The sequence below is a fragment of the Mesonia mobilis DSM 19841 genome, assembly GCF_000423405.1.
GTDB classification, from domain to species: domain Bacteria; phylum Bacteroidota; class Bacteroidia; order Flavobacteriales; family Flavobacteriaceae; genus Mesonia; species Mesonia mobilis.
In genome coordinates this window covers 386,638-405,530 of sequence record NZ_KE384013.1, presented here as the reverse complement: position 1 = coordinate 405,530, position 18,893 = coordinate 386,638, and the positions used below count along the sequence as shown (strand labels likewise).

The following is an 18,893-nucleotide window of genomic DNA, read 5'->3' as shown; positions in this document are numbered from 1 at the left end:
ATACACCTTCCCTTACAAGGGAAGGAACCTTTAAAATATTAAAACTAAACACAATGAATCGCATCTCTCATAAATTACAAGAAAACAAAAAATTACTTTCTATTTATTTTACAGCCGGTTATCCTCAACTTGATGACACTAAAACTATTCTTGAACAATTAGAAAAATCGGGTGTAGATTTGGTGGAGATCGGTTTACCGTTTAGCGATCCCTTAGCCGACGGCCCAACGATACAAGCAAGCTCTACAAAAGCTTTAAAAAATGGTATGACCACCGAAAAACTTTTTGAGCAACTCGAAGATATTCGAAAAATAGTTTCTATTCCGTTAATCATCATGGGCTATTTCAACCCGATGTTACAATATGGAATTGAAAAGTTTTGCAAAAAATGCGCTGAAATTGGTATCGACGGACTTATTATTCCGGATCTTCCAATGGAAGTTTATATCGAAGAATATCAAGTGATATTTCAGCAATATGGTTTACAAAATATCTTTTTGATCACGCCACAAACTTCAGAAAAACGCATTCGACAGATCGATGAAGCTTCAGAAGGATTTATTTATATGGTGAGTTCTGCAAGTATAACCGGAGCTAAAAATAGTTTTGGTGACGCGCAACAAGCCTATTTTGAAAGAATTGATCAAATGAAACTTCAGCATCCGCAAATTGTTGGGTTTGGTATTGGCAATGCCAAAACTTTCGAAAAAGCGACTCAATTTGCAAAAGGAGCCATTATTGGTTCAGCTTTCATCAAACACCTCACCGAAAACGGAACGCAAAACATTAATTCGTTTGTTGATCAAATTAGGAAGTCTAATTAATCTTTTAAAAGACTTTCTATTTTTAAAAGCGTTTTCCAGTTTCGAGCGGTAGCTTTGGTGTTTAATTTTTTCTCGATAAGCGTAGTTGAAAGTTTTGAATTTCGAACCCCATCGGTATAATTCACGTAAAGATGTTGCGCTTCAATTTTAAATTCTTCTGAAGGAAATTCGAGTTTTTCAAAATCTTCAATGGAAGTTTCTGAAGGTTTTTCTTTGAGAAAAATAAGATGCAATTGCTTAAAATCTTCCGCTTCAGGAAACGGATTTTGAGCAATAACTTTTTCGATTTCTTCCGAAGTTCTAATAATCACCGGAATGTCGTAAGTATATTCTTCTAATAAATGTTGCGCTAATTTTTCTTCAAGGATTGCAGTATTTTTTTCTTCCGCAGTAAAAAACAAATTTCCGCTTTGGATGTATGTTGAAACTTGCGTAAAACCAATCTTCAAAACCGATTCACGCAAATCGGCCATTTTTAATTTTCGCTTTCCGCCTACATTTATTCCTCGCAACAAGGCCACATATTTTTGACTCATCTTTAAAATTTCGGTTAAATTATTTATAGAAAAACAGTGATTTTGTAAAACTATTGATTTTTTTGGCAAGTTGTTTGTAAATGTCTTTTTCAACTTAAACCTTTTATTATGAAAAACTTCAACATTTTATTAGCAGCAATTGCTTTATGCTTATTTTCTTGTAATAGAGATATAAAGAATTCTATTCAACAAAAAGATCAAAAAACTCAAACCAATCAAGTTCCACAAATTCTAGAAGAAGATGTTGAAACTTTAGATTATAACGATGTAGAAGCTCTTGAAGCACCATCTTTATTAGAAAGAAAAACAGAAGCAATAAGTACTTCCAATAATATTCATACAATTCCTGCTCCTCAAGAAAACCGAGAATCGTATCAAGAAATTGAAGAAAACACTTTTAAAATGGTGAATGCTTCTCCGCTTTCAACTTTTTCAATAGATGTAGATAAAGCGAGTTACAGTAACGTGCGAAGAATGATTAATAACGGACAAGAAGTCCCAAAAGACGCCGTTAAAATTGAAGAATTCATCAATTATTTTGACTACGACTATCCGCAACCTACGGGCGTAGATCCGTTTTCGATCAATACCGAAGTGGCGCAATCGCCTTGGAATAAAGACACCAAACTCGTTAAAATCGGCTTGCAGGGAAAAGAAGTTCCGCTAGACGACATTCCGCCTTCTAACTTAGTTTTTCTGATCGATGTCTCAGGTTCAATGAATTCTACTAACAAACTTCCGCTTTTAAAATCGGCTTTAAAATTATTGGTGAACCAACTTCGCGATGAAGATAAAATTAGCATCGTGACTTATGCCGGTGCAGCAGGATTGGCTTTAAAACCAACATCTGATAAAAATAAAATCTTAGAAGCTTTAAATAACTTAAATGCCGGCGGCTCAACTGCGGGCGGACAAGGAATAAAACTCGCCTATAAAATTGCTGAAGAAAACTTTATTAAAAAAGGAAATAACCGTGTGATCTTAGCCACCGATGGCGATTTTAACGTAGGCGCAAGTAGCGATCAAGCGATGGAAGACCTCATTGTTGAAAAAAGAGAAAGTGGCGTTTTTCTTACGTGTTTAGGTTTTGGAACAGGAAATTATCAAGATTCTAAAATGGAAACTTTAGCCGATAAAGGTAACGGTAACCACGCTTATATCGATACGATGCAAGAAGCGCAACGCGTTTTAGGAACAGAGTTTGGCGGCACTTTGTATACGATCGCTAAAGATGTAAAAATTCAGGTAGAATTTAATCCGGCAAAAGTACAGGCGTACCGTTTAATTGGTTATGAAAATCGTTTACTGAATGCGGAAGATTTTAACGACGATAAAAAAGATGCCGGTGAATTAGGAAGCGGTCACACCGTAACAGCGCTTTACGAAATTATTCCGGTGGGTGTAAAAAGTGAATGGTTAAAAGATATCGACGATTTAAAATATTCAGATAAAAAAGTAAAAGGAAATTCTGAAGACCTATTAACCGTAAAATTCCGTTATAAAAAACCAGATGGTGATAAAAGTAAACTTATTACGAAAGTGGTCAAAGATGAAGACATTCAACTTAAAAATGCTTCTACAGATTTGAAATTTAGTGCTGCACTTGCTATGTTCGGGATGCAACTTCGAGAATCTGAATACGCTAAAAACATCTCTAAAGAAAATATAATTGAACTTGCTCAAGCCGGAAAAGGAAAAGATGAACAAGGTTATCGCGCCGAGTTTATTCGGCTGGTTAATTCTTCCATCTAAAAAATATTTGTGTCTACTAAAACCTTCTTAATCAGAAGGTTTTTTTTTATTTAACATCCTATTGCTTGAAATAGAAAAAAAGATTTTATTTGCAGAAATTTTAATCTCTAGGAGGTTTTATTAACTTTTCTTTCATAAAACGAGATTTTTTATTCAATAACTTAGAAACAAAAATTAGAGTTATTAGCGATCAAGAAATATATAAAATGGCTCTGGTGAAGCATCAACTTTATTTCGGAAACTTCTATTTCTATGAAAATTATATCATTGCTGAAGTTGCTGAAGGAGTTTTTTATGATTGGAAAAAAGCATTGATCGTTATCGATTTAGCGGAAGCCTTTTACGGTAAAATGGCAATGCCACACTACATTTCTCACCGAATTCACAAATACCATGTAAACCCGGCAGATTGGCTTAATTTTTTTAAAATGGGTCACACGCTAAGCTCTTACATTTTGGTACACAAGCATCGCTCTTCTATATTTAACCTCAAGTTTGAAAAAATGTTTTACCGAGGTAAAGTTTTACAGTTTTATAATCTCTTCGAAGCGGTGAATTGGGTAAAGTCTTTAGACAAAAAATTAGAAAACGCTTAACAAGATTTTATTAAGTCTTTAATACAAAACAAGTTGGTATTTATCTAATTTAGTGATGAATTAAAAAATATTAATGTTATGGGATTTATTGAAGACAATCATAGAAAAAGAAAACATAAAGATACCGAGAGTGTTTTAGGAAATTTTGGAGATCGTAAACAAAATACGAATAAAGTAGATTTTGACGACTCGACCATTAAAGAACAAGAAAATAAAGAATAATTGGTTTTAAGCCCTACATAAAATCAACCATTAGAAAGCTGTCTTAACTGACAGCTTTTTTAAATGACAAATCAAAATTTGTTCAATATTTATCTGATAAAAGTTAAACAAACTTTACCTTTAAAAAAATTCCCTAATGAGCTACTATACCAGAAAACATATTGAAGACTTAGACAAACAATTTAGAATTAACCTCATAAATAGTTTAAGCGGCTACAAGTCTGCTAATCTTATTGCGACCAAATCTAAAGATGAGATTACAAACGTGGCTATTTACAGTTCGGTAATTCATCTAGGCAGTAATCCACCATTACTAGGTTTTATTTTGCGCCCAACTTCTACAGAAAGAAACACTTATGATAATTTGGTTACTACCGGTGAATTTACGGTAAACCATATTCATAAAGGTATTATAAAAGATGCGCATCATACTTCTGCAAAATACGATGGTGAAATTTCAGAATTCGATAAAACTAATTTAACAGAAGAATACCTACAAGGTTTCTACCCGCCATTTGTAAAAGAGGCAAAAATTAAAATTGGCTGTAAATTGGTGAATTACTACTACATTAAAGAGAACCAATGCAGAATGATTATTGGTGAAGTTGAACATTTGTTTTTCGATGATCATATTGAAGAAAAAGACGGCTGGCTAAATTTAGAAAAAGCAGATACCGTTGCTATAAATGGACTAGATGCTTATGCAGAAACACACTTAATCGATCGCTTTGATCACGCCAAGCCCAATAAAGACGTGAATTCTATTTTAGATGAAGAAAAGTGAACTTCCCACTAAAATTTGCCCGGTTTGTCAACGCCCATTCTCTTGGCGAAAAAAATGGGAACGCGATTGGGAAAATGTAAAATATTGCAGTAAAAAATGCGCGAAAAACAAACATACAATGTAATTTGGTTCAGAAACGATTTACGTGTTTTTGATAATTATTCTATAGAAAAAGCCTGTAAAGAAAACCATCCTATTTTAGCGGTTTATTGTTTTGATCCCAGACATTTTGAAACCACAAAATTCGGCTTTAAAAAAACTGAAAAATACCGAGGACAATTTCTTATCGAAACCGTCCAAAACCTTCAGAAAAATTTAAAAGACAAACTCAATATTAGTTTGTTGGTTTTTAACGACTATCCCGAAAGTGTTTTCCCTAAGCTTTCAGAAAAATATCATTTTCAGCAACTATTTCTTCAAAAAGAATGGACGCAAGAAGAAGTTGAAGTTCAAAAAAATGTACATTATCACTTACCGGAAGTCGAATTTATCGAAACCTACGATCAGTTTTTATTTCATCCGGAAGATATTCCTTACGAGTCTTTCAAAAATATTCCTGAAGTTTATACGCAATTCAGAAAAAAAGCAGAATATCACGTAAACGTAAGACCTCCGGCAAATTTACCACTACCTCAACCAGAAGAATATTTAGTAGAACATACGACCCAAGTACCAAAACTAAAAGATTTAGGTTTAGATGAAGTTGAAAAAGATTCGCGATCTGCTTTCCCATTTCACGGAGGTGAAGAAGAAGCAGACCGACGCATTCAGCATTATTTCTGGGATACTTGTCAACTTCAGCATTATAAAGAAACCCGCAACGGACTTCTAGGATCAGATTATAGCTCTAAACTTTCAGCTTGGTTGGCGAATGGAAGTATTTCAGCTAGAAAAATTTATTGGGAAGTAAAAAAGTTCGAGAAACAAGTCGTGAAAAACGATAGTACGTATTGGCTTATTTTTGAATTGATTTGGCGTGATTATTTTAAATACATTTCTTTAAAACACGGTAATAAGATATTTCAACTTGGTGGTATTCTAAATAAAAATCTCGACTGGAATCAAGATGAAGAAACTCTACAAAACTGGATTAAAGGCGAAACTGAAGAACCTTTTGTAAATGCGAATATGAAAGAAATTGCCGCCACCGGGTTTATGAGCAATCGCGGTCGCCAAAACGTAAATAGCTTTTGGGCAAAAGAGTTAAAACAAGATTGGCGAATTGGCGCGGCGTATCTAGAAAGCATGCTTATCGATTACGATGTACACAGCAATTGGGGCAATTGGATGTACAATAGCGGTGTTGGTAACGATCCGCGAGATCGAAAATTTAATATTCAATCGCAGGCAAAACGCTACGATCCCGATCAAAAATATCAACAAACCTGGTTAGGTGGTCAAAAAGAACTGTTCTAAGATTTAGAACACGATTTTTTCTTAAAAATACTTGGGTGTAAACTAATCATCAAACCTTGAGTAGCCACGTAAATATAAATTAACGTGTTTTTCTCTAACTTTAAAACAAAAGCGCAAACAGCAAGACTCAACAACCAAACTACAAGTAAAGAATAGTAAATAGATTTTTTCATAATAGTCATTTATTATATGAAGATCAAAAGCTGCTTTTGTTACACAAATCAATCATAAAAATTATGAAAAAACTTCGATTTTTACTTGGCGATCAGCTTAATCACAAACATTCTTGGTTTTCTTCCGCAGATAAAAACACCATTTATTTTATGGCAGAAATGCGTCAAGAAACCGATTATACCGTTCATCATATCCAGAAAGTGGTTGCCTTTTTTGCATCGATGCGTAATTTTTATGAGCATTTAAAAAGTAAAGACCATCAAGTAATTTATTATGAAATTGATGCTGAAGAAAACAAACAAGATCTTCTAAAAAATCTTCAGCAATTGATCGATAAATATGAAATTGAAAAGCTTGAATATCAACTTCCTGATGAATATCGTTTAGATGAACAACTCAAAGATTTTTGCTCAAATCTCGAAATTGAAACAGAAGCTTTCGACACCGAACATTTTTATACGTCTCGAACCGATCTAGCTCAATTTTATGAAGGCAAGAAAGAAATGACGATGGAATATTTTTACCGCAATATGCGCAAAAAGCATTCTATTTTAATGCAAAATGAAAAAAATCCGGAAGGTGGTAAATGGAATTTCGATAAAAGCAATCGCAAAAAATGGAAAGGTCAACCCGAGATTCCGCACGAAAAAGGCTTCAGAAAAGATGTTTCAAAAATTGTAGAGCAAATCAAGCAACAAGACATTAAAACGATGGGAAGTATTCAGGAGAAAAACTTCAACTGGCCAACTTCTCGACCCGATTGCTTAAAAATACTTAATTATTTTTGCGAAAATTTGTTGATTCATTTTGGCGATTATCAAGATGCAATGCATACCGAGCAGATCTACTTATTTCATTCTCGCCTTTCTTTTGCGATGAATTCGAAAATGCTTTCTCCGCAAGAAGTCATCGAAAAAGTGGTCGATACTTATCACGAAAACAAAAGTGAGATCGATATTTCTCAAGTAGAAGGTTTTGTTCGGCAAATTTTAGGCTGGCGTGAATATATGCGCGGTATCTATTGGAAAGAAATGCCGGGTTACCGCAGAAGTAACAAGCTTGACAATCAACATCAACTCCCCGATTTTTACTGGAATGCAAAAACAAAAATGAACTGTCTTCATCATTCGATCAAGCAAAGTTTAGACGAAGCTTACGCACATCACATTCAGCGGTTAATGATCACGGGGAATTTTGCGTTGCTGGCTCAAATTCATCCAGATGAAGTCGACGCTTGGTATTTAGGCATCTATATCGACGCGATCGAATGGGTAGAAATGCCCAACACTCGTGGTATGAGTCAGTTTGCCGACGGTGGTATCGTTGCTACCAAACCCTACGTTTCTAGCGGAAGTTACATTAATAAAATGAGCAATTATTGCAAAGATTGCCATTACAATGTAAATAAAAAAGAAGGCGAAGAAGCTTGCCCTTTCAATTCTCTTTACTGGAATTTCTTAGACGATAAACGAGAACATTTTAAAGACAATCAACGTATGAATATGATGATGAGTTTATTAAATAAAATGAATCCTGAAACCTTAAAAAATCATAAAGAGCATGCGGCAGACATTCTCAAAAACCCAAATAAGTATTAATTCTTAGTTAATTGATAGTTAAACGCCAACAATCGAAAATGCATATTTTCTACATTTACTTCAACTAACAAAAAATAAAAACTATGAGAGATTTAATTTGGCTTATCGTAGTAATCCTAATCATAGGATGGCTCATAGGTTATTTTGGTTTTGGTGAAGCGGTAGGAAGTTTAATACACATCCTTCTAGTACTTGCCATTATCGGAATATTATATAGACTTGCAACCGGCAGGAGGCCGTAAATTAATTAACGAATCAATTTAAAATTAGAATTATGAGAAAATTATTTTTATCACTATTTTTAGTAGGAACTTTAGCAACAACATTCACAAGTTGTAGAGAAGAAAAAAGTACGGGAGATAAAGTAGAAGACGCTGCAGAAGATGTAGGAGATTCTATGGAAGATGCTGCAGACGACGTTGAAGACGCTGTAGATTAATCTTCATTTTTTATAATAGTTAAAACCTCTTGAGAACTTCAAGAGGTTTTTTTATTTTTAATACATAAATATTTTATGATGAAAAAATTACTACTTCTCGCCTTGGTCATCTTAACTGCTGTTAATTGTAAAAAGAATGCTGAAAAAACTATTACAGAAACTTCTTCTGAAAAAGAAATTTCTGTTCTAGAAAAAATAGCCAATGCGCACGGATTCAAAAACTGGAGTAAAATAGAAAAACTTAATTACACCTTTAATGTAGATCGCGACTCCAGCCATTTCGAACGATCTTGGCAGTGGCAACCGCAAAAAGAGAAGGTAAAAATGCTCTCGGCAAAAGACACGGTAGCATATGTAAGAAAAGAGATCGATAGTCTTCAGCAAAAGGCAGATCAAGCTTTTATAAACGATAAATATTGGTTATTATTTCCGTTTCAGTTGGTTTGGGATCAAAGTTTTGAACATGTTGTAAAAGAAAATGTAAAAGCACCAATTAGTGAAAAACCGATGACAGAAATTACCATTGCTTATGATAATGAAGATGGTTACACACCGGGCGACACGTATAAAATCTATATCGACAAAGATTTTATCATTCGAGAATGGTCTTATATCGCTTCCGGAAACAAAGAACCCAATCTTTCAACAACTTGGGAGAATTACCAAACCTACAACGGACTCAAAATTGCAACAACTCATCAAAACAAAGAAGGAAGTTTTAAGCTCTATTTCACCAATATTAAGGTGGAATAATTCCTGTTGAAATTATTAAAGTTGAAATATATTTGAAGATTTCTTCTCAAATTCCTACAAAACAATCCTTCAAACCTTTCAATTAATCAAAAACAACTCATGAATTATTGCTAAATTTGTGGAAAACTCATTTTTTAGAACACAAAAATGCAAACAACCCAACATAAAAACACCCTAGAATTTGCGAAAGAGCAAGACCAAAACGATCCGTTAAGGCGCTTTAGAAGTCAATTTCATATTCCTAAAGATAAAAACGGAGAAGAACAGGTTTATCTCTGCGGAAACTCTTTAGGCTTACAACCAAAACTTACCCTAGAATACATTCAGCAAGAATTAGAAGACTGGAGTAATTTAGGGGTTGAAGGTCATACTGAAGCGAAAAACCCTTGGATGCCTTACCACGAATTTTTAACCGAAAAAATGGCGAAAATCGTCGGTGCAAAACCATCAGAAGTAGTAATGATGAATACCTTAAGCGTTAACCTACATTTAATGATGATTTCGTTTTACCAACCTACTTCAGAGCGTTTCAAAATTATTATAGAAAGTGACGCTTTCCCATCAGATAAATATGCCGTAGAATCTCAGCTTAAATTTCACGGTCACGATCCTAAGGATTCCCTAATTTTATGGGAACCTCGAGAAGGTGAAGAACTTTGCCATTTTGAAGATTTAGAAAAAATTATGGAGACCGAAGGCGATCAAGTAGCGCTATTGCTTATCGGCTCGACCAATTATTATACGGGACAATCTTTCCCATTAAAAAAAATCACCGAATTGGGCCATCGTCACGGAGCAAAAGTTGGTTTCGATCTTGCTCACGGCGCAGGAAATATTCAGCCTAATTTACACGAAACAGGACCAGATTTTGCCGTTTGGTGTTCTTATAAATATTTAAACAGTGGCCCGGGAAGTGTTGGCGGCTGCTTTGTACACGAGCGTCACGCCAACAATAAAGAATTAAAACGCTTTACCGGTTGGTGGGGTCATAACAAACAAACACGTTTTAATATGCGTCACGAGTTTGACCCAATTCCGGGAGCAGAAGGTTGGCAATTAAGTAATCCGCCGATCTTATCGTTAGCCGCCATTCGAGCTTCGTTAGCGATTTTCGATGAAGCCGGTTTTGAAAATATTAGAGCCAAATCGGTTAAAATCACCAACTACTTAGAATATCTGTTGAAGGAAATTGAAGGTGATCAAATTGAAATTATCACTCCTCAAAATCCGGAAGAACGCGGTTGTCAACTTTCAATCAAAGTGAAAAACGCTAACAAAGTCTTATTCGATAAATTAATGGCTGTAGGAGTAATTTCAGACTGGCGTGAGCCTAATGTAATTCGTGTAGCTCCTGCTCCACTCTACAATTCTTTTGAAGATGTTTATAAAATGGTCGAACGTTTAAAAGCGCTGTTGTAATGAAAAACAAAGAAAATATACTCATTATCGGCGCCGGTCTTTGCGGATCTTTATTGGCTTTAAGAATGGCACAACGCGGTTATCAAGTTCAGCTTATTGAAAAACGTCCCGATTTAAGAAAAACAGATATTTCAGCAGGAAGGTCAATTAACTTGGCATTTTCAAATCGCGGTATCAAAGCGATGAAACTCGTCGGTTTAGAGCAAAAAGCTTTAAAAATTTGCATCCCGATGAATGGGCGAATGATTCACGATCAAGAAGAAAACACTTTCCTTTCGCCATATAGTGGTTTAGAACATGAATACATCAATTCTATTTCTCGAACAGATTTAAACGCCTTGATGTTAGACGAAGCTGAAAAAATGGAAAATGTTTCTATTCAATTCAATCAAGAATGTTTAGACGTAAATTCTGAAAAAGCGACGGCAACATTTAAAAATTATCATTCAGGTGAAGAAACGACCATCGTTGCCGATCTTATTTTTGGTACCGATGGCGCAGGTTCTGCTTTACGAAAAAGTATGATGAACGATCGTAGTTTTCTATTTAGTTTTTCACAAGACTATTTGCAACACGGCTATAAAGAATTAACGATCGAGCCTTCTGTTGAAGGAGACTTTCAACTTTACAAAAATGCTTTACACATTTGGCCAAGAGGAGAAAATATGCTCATCGCACTTCCTAATTTAGACGGAAGTTTTACAGTTACACTATTTATGTCCTATGCCGAAGGTGATTATAACTTCAACAATATTACTTCCGCAGCAAAAGCAGAAGAGTATTTTGAAAAATATTATCCAGACGCTTTAAAATTGATGCCGAATTTAGGGGAAGAATTTTTTGAAAATCCCACTGGTGCTTTAGGAACCGTTAAATGTTCACCTTGGTATAGCCACGGAAAAAGTCTCCTAATGGGAGATGCTGCTCACGCGATTGTTCCGTTTTACGGACAAGGAATGAACGCTTCTTTTGAAGATGTTGTGGTTTTCGATGAAGCTTTAGAAAATCATACCGGCGATTGGGAAACTACTTTTAAAGCTTACCAAAAAGCGCGTAAAAAAGATACCGATGCAATTGCAGATTTAGCGATCGATAATTTTTACGAGATGAAAGAACACACGGCTGCTCCTATTTTTCAGCAGAAAAGAAAATTAGAAACGGCATTAGAACAAGAATTTCCGGCAGAATATGCTTCAAAATACCGATTAGTCACCTTTCAGGAGCAAATTGGTTATGCTGAAGCAATGCGACGTGGTCGAGCCCAAGACAAAGCGATGCTGCGTTTGATTTCTGAAGAGAAAATTACAGACGATTTAAGTTTAGAAGAAAAACTGAAATTAGTAAAAGAAGAAACTAAAACTATTTTAGAAGAAGATACCGTTGCTTATTAAGATGATAGAATCAACGAATTGTTCGCTAAATTCGGTGAATATTTTCGTCATTCCGTGCTTGACACGGAATCTCATCAGGATAATAATTTAAAACATAATAAAAATGTGATCCTGAAATTGAAGATTCAACGGAGTTAAACAAGCCCGCCTGCCGGACGGGCAGGTTCAGGATGACTTTTTACAAATAATAAACTAAATAAAATGAATCATCAGGAGATAGCAGAGATTTTAGATCAGGCCGCAAGGCATGCTAGACCCACCACACAATTGGCAGCCACGCATCAAATCGATTTAGATGCAGCTTACCGAATACAAAATCTTTGCGTTGGCAAAAAATTAGACCGTGGCGAATATATTACGGGCTACAAACTCGGTTTTACTAACCGAGCAAGAATGGAAGAAATGGGCGTTCACGACCTTATTTGGGGCGTGCTCACCAATTCGATGGAAATATTAAACCAGGAAGAGGTCGATGCCAAACGTTGGATTTTACCTCGCGCAGAAGTTGAAATCGCCTTCAGAATTTCTAAAGATATTGAAGAATCTGTCGGCTTAAAAGATATTACTAGTTATATCGATAAAATGGCTCTGGCAATCGAAATTGTGGATAGCCGCTATGAAAATTTCAAATTCTCCTTAGAAGATATGGTGGCCGATAATTGTTCTGCTTCCGCTTATGTTTTAGGGGATTGGATAGATTTAGAAGAAGACATCGACGACTTACAAATTCATTTAAAAGTTAACCGAGAAACTTTAGCTGAAGGTAAAACCAACGCCATACTTTCTAACCCATTACAATCGGTGGTAGAACTAAGCCGACTTGCTTCTAAAGCCAAAACGGTGATCAAAAAAGGGCAAATTGTATTGGCCGGTGCGGCAACTGCTTCGGTTCATTTTTCAGCTAATCAAAGTATCGAAGCACAAATTGAAAAATTAGGAAAAGTCAGTTTTAAAACGAAATAAAAAACTATACTTATGCCTTCCCTTAAAAAGGGAAGGTGGCTTTTAAGCGATAGCGAAAAAAGACAGAAGGGTAAAAACAAAAAATAAACTATGAGCACAGGAAAAGTAATTGAAGGAAAAGCAACCCCAAGAGGAAAATATCCGCACGTAAAACGCGTGGGCGATTTTATCTATGTTTCAGGAACTAGTTCTCGCAGACCCGACAACACTTTTGAAGGTGTTGAAGTTGATGAGATGGGAACCACCAATCTTGATATCAAGAAACAAACCGCAGCGGTTCTAGAAAATATCGACAGTATTTTACACGAAGAAGGCGCTTCGTTAAAAGATGTGGTCGATGTGACGACTTTTTTAGTCAACATGAACGATTTTGGTGGTTACAATGAAACCTACGGAAAGTTTTTTGAACCGGAAACTGGCCCGACTCGAACTACGATTGCCGTGCATCAATTACCCCATCCGCATTTATTGATCGAGATTAAAGTGATCGCTTACAAAAAGCAGCAATACGCTACGCATTAAAAATTCCCCCTAACCCTTCAACGGAGGGGAATTAAAAAAAGTTCCTTCCCTTAGTAAGGGAAGGTGGATTTTTCAACGCAAGTTGAAAAAGACGGAAAGGTTTTATCTTCCCCTATTTACAAAACTTTCTACCATTAAAATCAATTAGAAAAATTCCTATAAATAATTTTTCTAATTCTATGGAATCAATTTTTCAACATGCGTTATATTTGAGTGGAATTTTTTCAGAATTCTACAATTTTTCAACCCATGCAACAATTACAAAATTATATTAACGGTGAATTGATCTCACCTCTTTCTTCAGAATGGATCGACAATTTCGATCCTTCAAAAGGAGAAGTTTACAGTCAAATTCCCAGAAGTAAAAAAGAAGACATAGAACTCGCTTTTGATGCAGCCAAAAAAGCCTTACCAGTGTGGAGCAACACCACTTTAGAAGAACGCAGCAAAGTGCTTCTAAAAATTGCGAATTTACTTCAACAAAAATTAGTCGATTTTGCGAAAGCCGAATCTAAAGATAACGGGAAACCGCTTGCTTTGGCTTTGAATATCGATATTCCGCGAGCGGTTAGTAATTTTGAATTTTACGCGCACGCACTCACTCAATTTGGAAGCGAAGCTCACGAAAGCGTAGGTAAAAACACGATTAATTTTACCCTTCGCAAACCCATTGGTGTTGTCGGCTGTATTTCTCCGTGGAATCTACCGCTTTACCTTTTCTCTTGGAAGATCGCTCCTGCCCTAGCCGCAGGAAATTGCGTAGTCGCCAAACCGAGTGAAATCACGCCGATGACTGCCTATTTACTGAGTGAAATTTGCATCGAGGCCGGTTTACCAAAAGGCGTTTTAAATATTGTTCACGGACTGGGAAATGAAGTTGGGCAAGCCATTGTAGAGCATCCGCAGATCAAAGCGATCTCGTTTACCGGAGGCACCAAAACCGGAGAGCATTTGGCAAGAACGGCTGCGCCGATGTTTAAAAAGTTATCGCTAGAATTAGGTGGTAAAAACCCGAATTTAATTTTTGCCGATTGCGATTATGAGCAAATGCTAAAAACTACAGTTAAATCTTCTTTTGCCAATCAAGGACAAATTTGTTTATGTGGTTCACGAATTTTTGTGGAAGAATCGATTTACGAAAAATTTAAAATCGATTTTATTGCGGAAACAAAAAAACTGAAAGTTGGTATTCCTTCGGAAGCTTCATCAGATTTGGGTGCGGTGGTTTCTGAAGCACATATTCAAAAGATCTTAGGATATATTGATCAAGCTGAAAAACAAGACGCTAAAATTCTAACAGGCGGAAAACGTGTAGAAGTAAAAGACCACGAAAATGGTTATTATTTAGAACCGACGATTATTGAAGTGAAATCGAATCGTTGTCAATTAAATCAAGAAGAAATATTTGGTCCGGTGGTGACGATAATGCCTTTTAAAACGGAAGAACAAGCGCTAGAAATGGCGAACGATGTTCGCTACGGACTTTCAGCTACGGTTTGGACGAGCAATTTAGATCGGGCGATGCGATTAAGTAATACTTTAGAAGCCGGCATTATTTGGGTAAACACGTGGTTAAATCGCGATCTAAGAACTCCATTTGGTGGGACTAAAGACAGCGGCGTTGGTCGCGAAGGAGGTTTTGAAGCTTTACGCTTTTTTACCGAACCTAAGAATGTGTGTATTCAGTATAAAAACTGAAGTTGAAGTTGAAATCGAATTAGAAACTCAAATTGAAAATATAAAAAATAAATGTCTTCTATAATTTTTGAAATGATTTATCAGCGTCATTCTGAACTTGACTCAGAATCTCATCCAGATGAGAAATAAACTAGATGAGACCTTAAAATAAATTGCGAATGACGATTTTAAATAATTATAGAAACCTAAAATAAAAATTGATGAATTTAAATTTAAAAAATAAAAACGCGCTCATTTGCGGAGCGACCGGTGGTATCGGAAAAGCCTCGGCTTTAGCACTTGCTGAAGAAGGTGTGAATGTTACACTTGTTGCCAGAAACGAAGATAAACTAAAAAAGGTTTTAGAAGAATTAGACCAAAACCAAGGTCAAAGTCACACGTTTTTGGTCGCCGATTTTTCGAATCCGAAGAGCTTAAAAGAAAAAGTAGAAGAAGCTACAAAAACTAAAGCCTATCATATTTTACTTAATAATACCGGCGGACCTCCGGGCGGTAAAATTTCTGAAGCTAAAACCGAAGAATTTGAAGCAGCTTTTACGCAGCACTTAATTTGTAATCATATTTTGGTTCAGGCGTTGTTACCAGGAATGAAAGAGCGTGGTTACGGTCGGGTAATCAATGTAATTTCTACTTCAGTGAAGCAACCTTTAGATGGTTTGGGCGTTTCGAACACAATTCGTGGTGCGGTGGCAAATTGGAGTAAAACCATGGCGAATGAATTAGGTGAATTCGGAATTACGGTGAACAATATTTTACCGGGAGCAACAGCCACCGGAAGATTAACCGATATTATTAAAAACAAAGCCCATAAGACAGGCAAAACGGAAGAAGAAGTAACACAAGCGATGCAAAGCGCAGTACCTGCTAAACGATTTGGACAACCGGAAGAATTGGCAAATGCGGTTACTTTTTTAGCCAGCGAAGCTGCAAGTTATATTAACGGAATTAACGTTCCGGTAGATGGTGGAAGAACAAAAAGTTTGTAATTTCGCTCGCGTGAGGGATAGCAGCGGCATCCTTTTTTGTTATTCAAAACTTCTCGATTAGGTTTGGAGTGAATAACAAAAAAGATATAGCGAATAGCCCGGTTTTGAGTTTTTATTTTGGTAAAAATAAAAACTCAAAACACGCCACAAACCAACAACAAACACAACTATGACAAAGAAATTACGTATCAACGGCCATTCTCATTTATTGCCTTATCCGGAAGAAATTCCGCAGTTCATGAAAGACAAGGAGATTTTTTGGGTAGATGAGGAACGTAAATTTATGCTTCAGAAAAATTGGCGACGACCGGTAACCGATTCGAGTTTTTTCTTGAAAGAAAAGCTGGAATGGATGGAGCGTTATAATCTAGATCACGCCGTAGTTTTAAACCTTTCGCAACTTTACGGGAATGGTTTGCGTGTGGAAGAAATGAAGCAGGCGTTGCGATTTCAGAATGACTTTAATGCGCGCATACAACACGATCATCCTTCTAAATTTACTTGTGGTTTTGTGGTACATCCCGGCTTTGTACGCGGTGCTTTGTGGGAAATTGAGCGTTGTGTAGAAGAATTAGGCATGCGTTTGTTGTGTTTGCCAACGCATTATATGGATAGCATCGGGACCTGGCGTTGTATTTTTGATGAAGAAAATGAGCCGATTTTTGAAATGGCGAGCAAGTACAATTTGGCGGTAGAAGTGCATCCTTACGACGGCGAGAAATTCATAAAATTAGAAAATACGGCTTGGCGATTTCATTTAATTTGGATGTTAGCACAATGTGCTGATGCCTACCACTTTTTAACGCTAAATGGTTATCCTGATAAATACCCAAATATGCGCGTTTGTTTTGCGCACGGCGGGCAATTGGCGCAAATTAATTTAGGCCGAAGAATACAAGGTTTTGATGGCCGCCCAGATTTATTTGAAGGCAAAGTACACCCAAGAAAATCGGTGGGTCATAAGAATATTTTCTTTGATACGTTGGTTCACGATACAGGATCTTTAAAACTTTTGGTCGAAAACCAGAAACCGCAACAGATCATTATGGGATTGGATGATCCTTACCCATTAGGTGAAATGGAAAGCGCTCCGCAATCTTCTTACCCTGGAAAAATCTTAGACCTCGCTAAAGAACGTAAAATTATCACTCCGGAACAATATGATGATATCTGGGAACATAATACGATTAAATGGCTTTGTGGCGATGATGAACAAGCAAAACAAGATTTAGTAAACAGAATTTTAGGCTAATGCATTTTTTACCGCAATCTATCGATCAATATGCTGAAGAGCATTCGCAGGCAGAACCTCAACTTTTAGCAGCTCTTAACCGCGAAACGCATCAAAAAGTGTTGCAACCCAGAATGTTGAGTGGTCATTTTCAAGGTCGCGTGTTGAGTATGCTTTCAAAATTAATTCGACCTCAACATATTTTAGAAATTGGAACATATACCGGTTATTCTGCGTTGTGTTTGATGGAAGGAATTCAAGAAAATGGAAGTTTGCACACGATCGATAAAAATGAAGAATTATACGACCTGCAACGAAAATATTTTGATAAATCGGGTTGGGGAACGCAAATGCATCAGCACGTTGGGAAAGCTTTAGAGATTATTCCGCAGCTAGAAGAGAAATTCGACTTGGTTTTTATTGATGCCGATAAACGCAATTACTTAAATTATTTTGAGATCATTCTTCCGAAGATGAATAAAGGCGGTATTATTCTTTCTGACAATGTACTTTGGAGCGGTAAAGTAGTTGAAGAACTTAAAGCCGGAGATAAAGATACCGAAGTCTTACTAGCATACAATAAAAAATTAGCTACTGAGGATCGCGTAGAAACGGTTTTACTTCCTATTCGAGATGGTTTAACAGTGACTAGAGTTTTATAATTCGTCGAATTCTCGATCGCCTTTCGCCAGCATTTTCTTACAAATTTTGTAAATAATTATTGCGATAATAACTCCTACAAAAGCTCCTGCTGCTAAATCTGAAGGATAATGCACTCCTACATAGACTCGACTCGTCGCAAATAAAATGGGCCATAAGTAGAAAATGTAAACCCATTTATAGCGATGCCTTAAAATTAATACCATAAAAGTGGTGATTGCCATCGAAGTAGACGTATGACCGGAAACGAAACTATAATAAGTGGGTTCTTGAAGAATTCTAATAACTTCCTGAAGACTTTCAACATTATTGGGTCGCACTCTCGCTACAGAAGCTTTGATAATACGTGTTACCCCGAATGTAACTAAAAAACTACAAAGAAAACCTATAAGAACAATAAAGGCTTGTTTCTTTTTGTAAGCTAAAAAAATAAGAATGATGAAAATTAGGTAAAGCGGAATCCAGTTTTCTTCTTGAGTGATAAATATCCAAAAAGAGTCGAGACGCTCGATACCTAAACCATTTAAGTAAATAAATAGTTCTCTATCCCATTCTTTTAATTGTTCGAACATTTACGTGAATTAACGCTTTCTTCTAATGGAGCCGGTAATTTCTTCGATATCATCTTTTACCTGATCGACTTCCTTTTTAATATCGTCGCCACCTGTATTCTCCAAATGTTTTTCAGCACTACTGGTAATTTCAGATTTGATATCGTTCGTGGCATCTTTTAATGTGCGCATGCCTTTACCAAGACCTCTGGCAATTTCAGGAATTTTATCGGCACCAAAAACCATCACTAAGATAAACATAATGAAAGCTATTTCTGCGCCGCTAATAAATAATGGTAATGTGAGCATATAACAAATATAATAAGCAAAAGTAGTATAAAAAAAGCTGACTCGTTAAAGTCAGCTTAAAAATTAAAC

General features: G+C 36.1%; 23 protein-coding genes. 19 read left to right on the top strand and 4 right to left on the bottom strand.

What is annotated here, in order from left to right; all coding sequences use genetic code 11:
• Positions 1 to 53 precede the first annotated feature (53 nt).
• Positions 54 to 824 carry a tryptophan synthase subunit alpha gene (trpA, locus tag G551_RS0114370; protein ID WP_027886207.1) on the top strand — a complete coding sequence of 257 codons (771 nt, stop codon included), beginning with the start codon at positions 54 to 56 and terminating at the stop codon, positions 822 to 824.
• Here the strand turns inward: trpA and G551_RS0114365 are convergent.
• The gene (locus G551_RS0114365) at positions 821 to 1,360 is read right to left on the bottom strand and encodes a DUF1697 domain-containing protein (RefSeq protein WP_027886206.1); all 540 of its coding nucleotides are present in this window, start codon (positions 1,358 to 1,360) and stop codon (positions 821 to 823) included. The genes trpA and G551_RS0114365 overlap by 4 nt on opposite strands.
• A 108-nt stretch (positions 1,361 to 1,468) precedes the next feature.
• Here G551_RS0114365 and G551_RS16015 point away from each other — a divergent pair, with 108 nt between their 5' ends.
• From G551_RS16015 to G551_RS0114340, 6 genes are all read left to right on the top strand, one after another.
• Complete coding sequence (locus tag G551_RS16015) at positions 1,469 to 3,112, top strand: vWA domain-containing protein (protein ID WP_084626423.1); 1,644 nt, start codon at positions 1,469 to 1,471, stop codon at positions 3,110 to 3,112.
• A 206-nt stretch (positions 3,113 to 3,318) separates the two neighbouring features.
• On the top strand, positions 3,319 to 3,708 hold the full coding sequence (locus G551_RS16305) for a hypothetical protein (protein ID WP_051191420.1): 390 nt from the start codon (positions 3,319 to 3,321) through the stop codon (positions 3,706 to 3,708).
• A gap of 78 nt (positions 3,709 to 3,786) precedes the next feature.
• The gene (locus G551_RS16600) at positions 3,787 to 3,930 is read left to right on the top strand and encodes a hypothetical protein (protein WP_156876810.1); all 144 of its coding nucleotides are present in this window, start codon (positions 3,787 to 3,789) and stop codon (positions 3,928 to 3,930) included.
• 136 nt (positions 3,931 to 4,066) lie between these two features.
• Positions 4,067 to 4,714 carry a flavin reductase family protein gene (locus G551_RS0114345; protein ID WP_027886205.1) on the top strand — a complete coding sequence of 216 codons (648 nt, stop codon included), beginning with the start codon at positions 4,067 to 4,069 and terminating at the stop codon, positions 4,712 to 4,714.
• Complete coding sequence (locus G551_RS16505; RefSeq protein ID WP_084626422.1) at positions 4,701 to 4,838, top strand: DUF2256 domain-containing protein; 138 nt, start codon at positions 4,701 to 4,703, stop codon at positions 4,836 to 4,838. The genes G551_RS0114345 and G551_RS16505 overlap by 14 nt, the downstream gene beginning before the upstream one ends.
• Entirely contained in the window at positions 4,811 to 6,130 is a 1,320-nt protein-coding gene (locus G551_RS0114340; protein WP_027886204.1) for a DASH family cryptochrome, read from the top strand. Before G551_RS16505 ends, G551_RS0114340 begins: the two co-directional genes overlap by 28 nt.
• On the opposite strand, the gene G551_RS16595 is transcribed toward G551_RS0114340, so the two are convergent.
• Positions 6,127 to 6,303, bottom strand: a complete 177-nt coding sequence (locus G551_RS16595) for a hypothetical protein (RefSeq protein WP_156876809.1) — start codon at positions 6,301 to 6,303, stop codon at positions 6,127 to 6,129. The genes G551_RS0114340 and G551_RS16595 overlap by 4 nt on opposite strands.
• A gap of 63 nt (positions 6,304 to 6,366) precedes the next feature.
• Here G551_RS16595 and G551_RS0114330 point away from each other — a divergent pair, with 63 nt between their 5' ends.
• From G551_RS0114330 to G551_RS0114270, 12 genes are all read left to right on the top strand, one after another.
• Positions 6,367 to 7,902 carry a cryptochrome/photolyase family protein gene (locus G551_RS0114330; RefSeq protein WP_189394867.1) on the top strand — a complete coding sequence of 512 codons (1,536 nt, stop codon included), beginning with the start codon at positions 6,367 to 6,369 and terminating at the stop codon, positions 7,900 to 7,902.
• Positions 7,903 to 7,985: 83 nt separating this feature from the next.
• Positions 7,986 to 8,144, top strand: coding sequence for a lmo0937 family membrane protein (locus tag G551_RS16590; protein WP_027886202.1), 159 nt, complete (start codon positions 7,986 to 7,988; stop codon positions 8,142 to 8,144).
• 32 nt (positions 8,145 to 8,176) lie between these two features.
• Positions 8,177 to 8,341 (top strand): hypothetical protein, encoded by a 165-nt coding sequence (locus G551_RS16700; RefSeq protein WP_169558822.1) that lies wholly within the window; start codon positions 8,177 to 8,179, stop codon positions 8,339 to 8,341.
• Positions 8,342 to 8,419: 78 nt separating this feature from the next.
• Entirely contained in the window at positions 8,420 to 9,094 is a 675-nt protein-coding gene (locus G551_RS0114315; RefSeq protein WP_027886201.1) for a hypothetical protein, read from the top strand.
• Positions 9,095 to 9,241: 147 nt separating this feature from the next.
• Positions 9,242 to 10,513, top strand: a complete 1,272-nt coding sequence (kynU, locus tag G551_RS0114310; protein WP_027886200.1) for a kynureninase — start codon at positions 9,242 to 9,244, stop codon at positions 10,511 to 10,513.
• The gene (locus tag G551_RS0114305; RefSeq protein WP_027886199.1) at positions 10,513 to 11,904 is read left to right on the top strand and encodes an FAD-dependent oxidoreductase; all 1,392 of its coding nucleotides are present in this window, start codon (positions 10,513 to 10,515) and stop codon (positions 11,902 to 11,904) included. Before kynU ends, G551_RS0114305 begins: the two co-directional genes overlap by 1 nt.
• A 201-nt stretch (positions 11,905 to 12,105) precedes the next feature.
• A complete protein-coding gene (locus G551_RS0114300) occupies positions 12,106 to 12,867 on the top strand; it encodes a 2-keto-4-pentenoate hydratase (protein WP_027886198.1) in 762 nt (253 codons plus the stop codon).
• A gap of 90 nt (positions 12,868 to 12,957) precedes the next feature.
• A complete protein-coding gene (locus G551_RS0114295; protein WP_027886197.1) occupies positions 12,958 to 13,389 on the top strand; it encodes a RidA family protein in 432 nt (143 codons plus the stop codon).
• A gap of 249 nt (positions 13,390 to 13,638) precedes the next feature.
• A complete protein-coding gene (locus G551_RS0114290; RefSeq protein WP_027886196.1) occupies positions 13,639 to 15,087 on the top strand; it encodes an aldehyde dehydrogenase in 1,449 nt (482 codons plus the stop codon).
• A 200-nt stretch (positions 15,088 to 15,287) separates the two neighbouring features.
• Positions 15,288 to 16,073: an SDR family oxidoreductase gene (locus G551_RS0114285; protein ID WP_027886195.1), complete on the top strand. Its 786-nt coding sequence runs from the start codon at positions 15,288 to 15,290 to the stop codon at positions 16,071 to 16,073.
• Positions 16,074 to 16,242: 169 nt separating this feature from the next.
• Positions 16,243 to 17,325 carry an amidohydrolase family protein gene (locus G551_RS0114275; RefSeq protein ID WP_027886194.1) on the top strand — a complete coding sequence of 361 codons (1,083 nt, stop codon included), beginning with the start codon at positions 16,243 to 16,245 and terminating at the stop codon, positions 17,323 to 17,325.
• A complete protein-coding gene (locus tag G551_RS0114270; protein ID WP_027886193.1) occupies positions 17,325 to 17,966 on the top strand; it encodes an O-methyltransferase in 642 nt (213 codons plus the stop codon). The genes G551_RS0114275 and G551_RS0114270 overlap by 1 nt, the downstream gene beginning before the upstream one ends.
• Here the strand turns inward: G551_RS0114270 and G551_RS0114265 are convergent.
• Together G551_RS0114265 and G551_RS0114260 are read right to left on the bottom strand one after the other, a co-directional pair.
• A complete protein-coding gene (locus tag G551_RS0114265; protein WP_027886192.1) occupies positions 17,961 to 18,536 on the bottom strand; it encodes a phosphatase PAP2 family protein in 576 nt (191 codons plus the stop codon). The genes G551_RS0114270 and G551_RS0114265 overlap by 6 nt on opposite strands.
• A 9-nt stretch (positions 18,537 to 18,545) precedes the next feature.
• Positions 18,546 to 18,824, bottom strand: a complete 279-nt coding sequence (locus G551_RS0114260; RefSeq protein WP_027886191.1) for a Sec-independent protein translocase subunit TatA/TatB — start codon at positions 18,822 to 18,824, stop codon at positions 18,546 to 18,548.
• Positions 18,825 to 18,893: the final 69 nt, after the last annotated feature.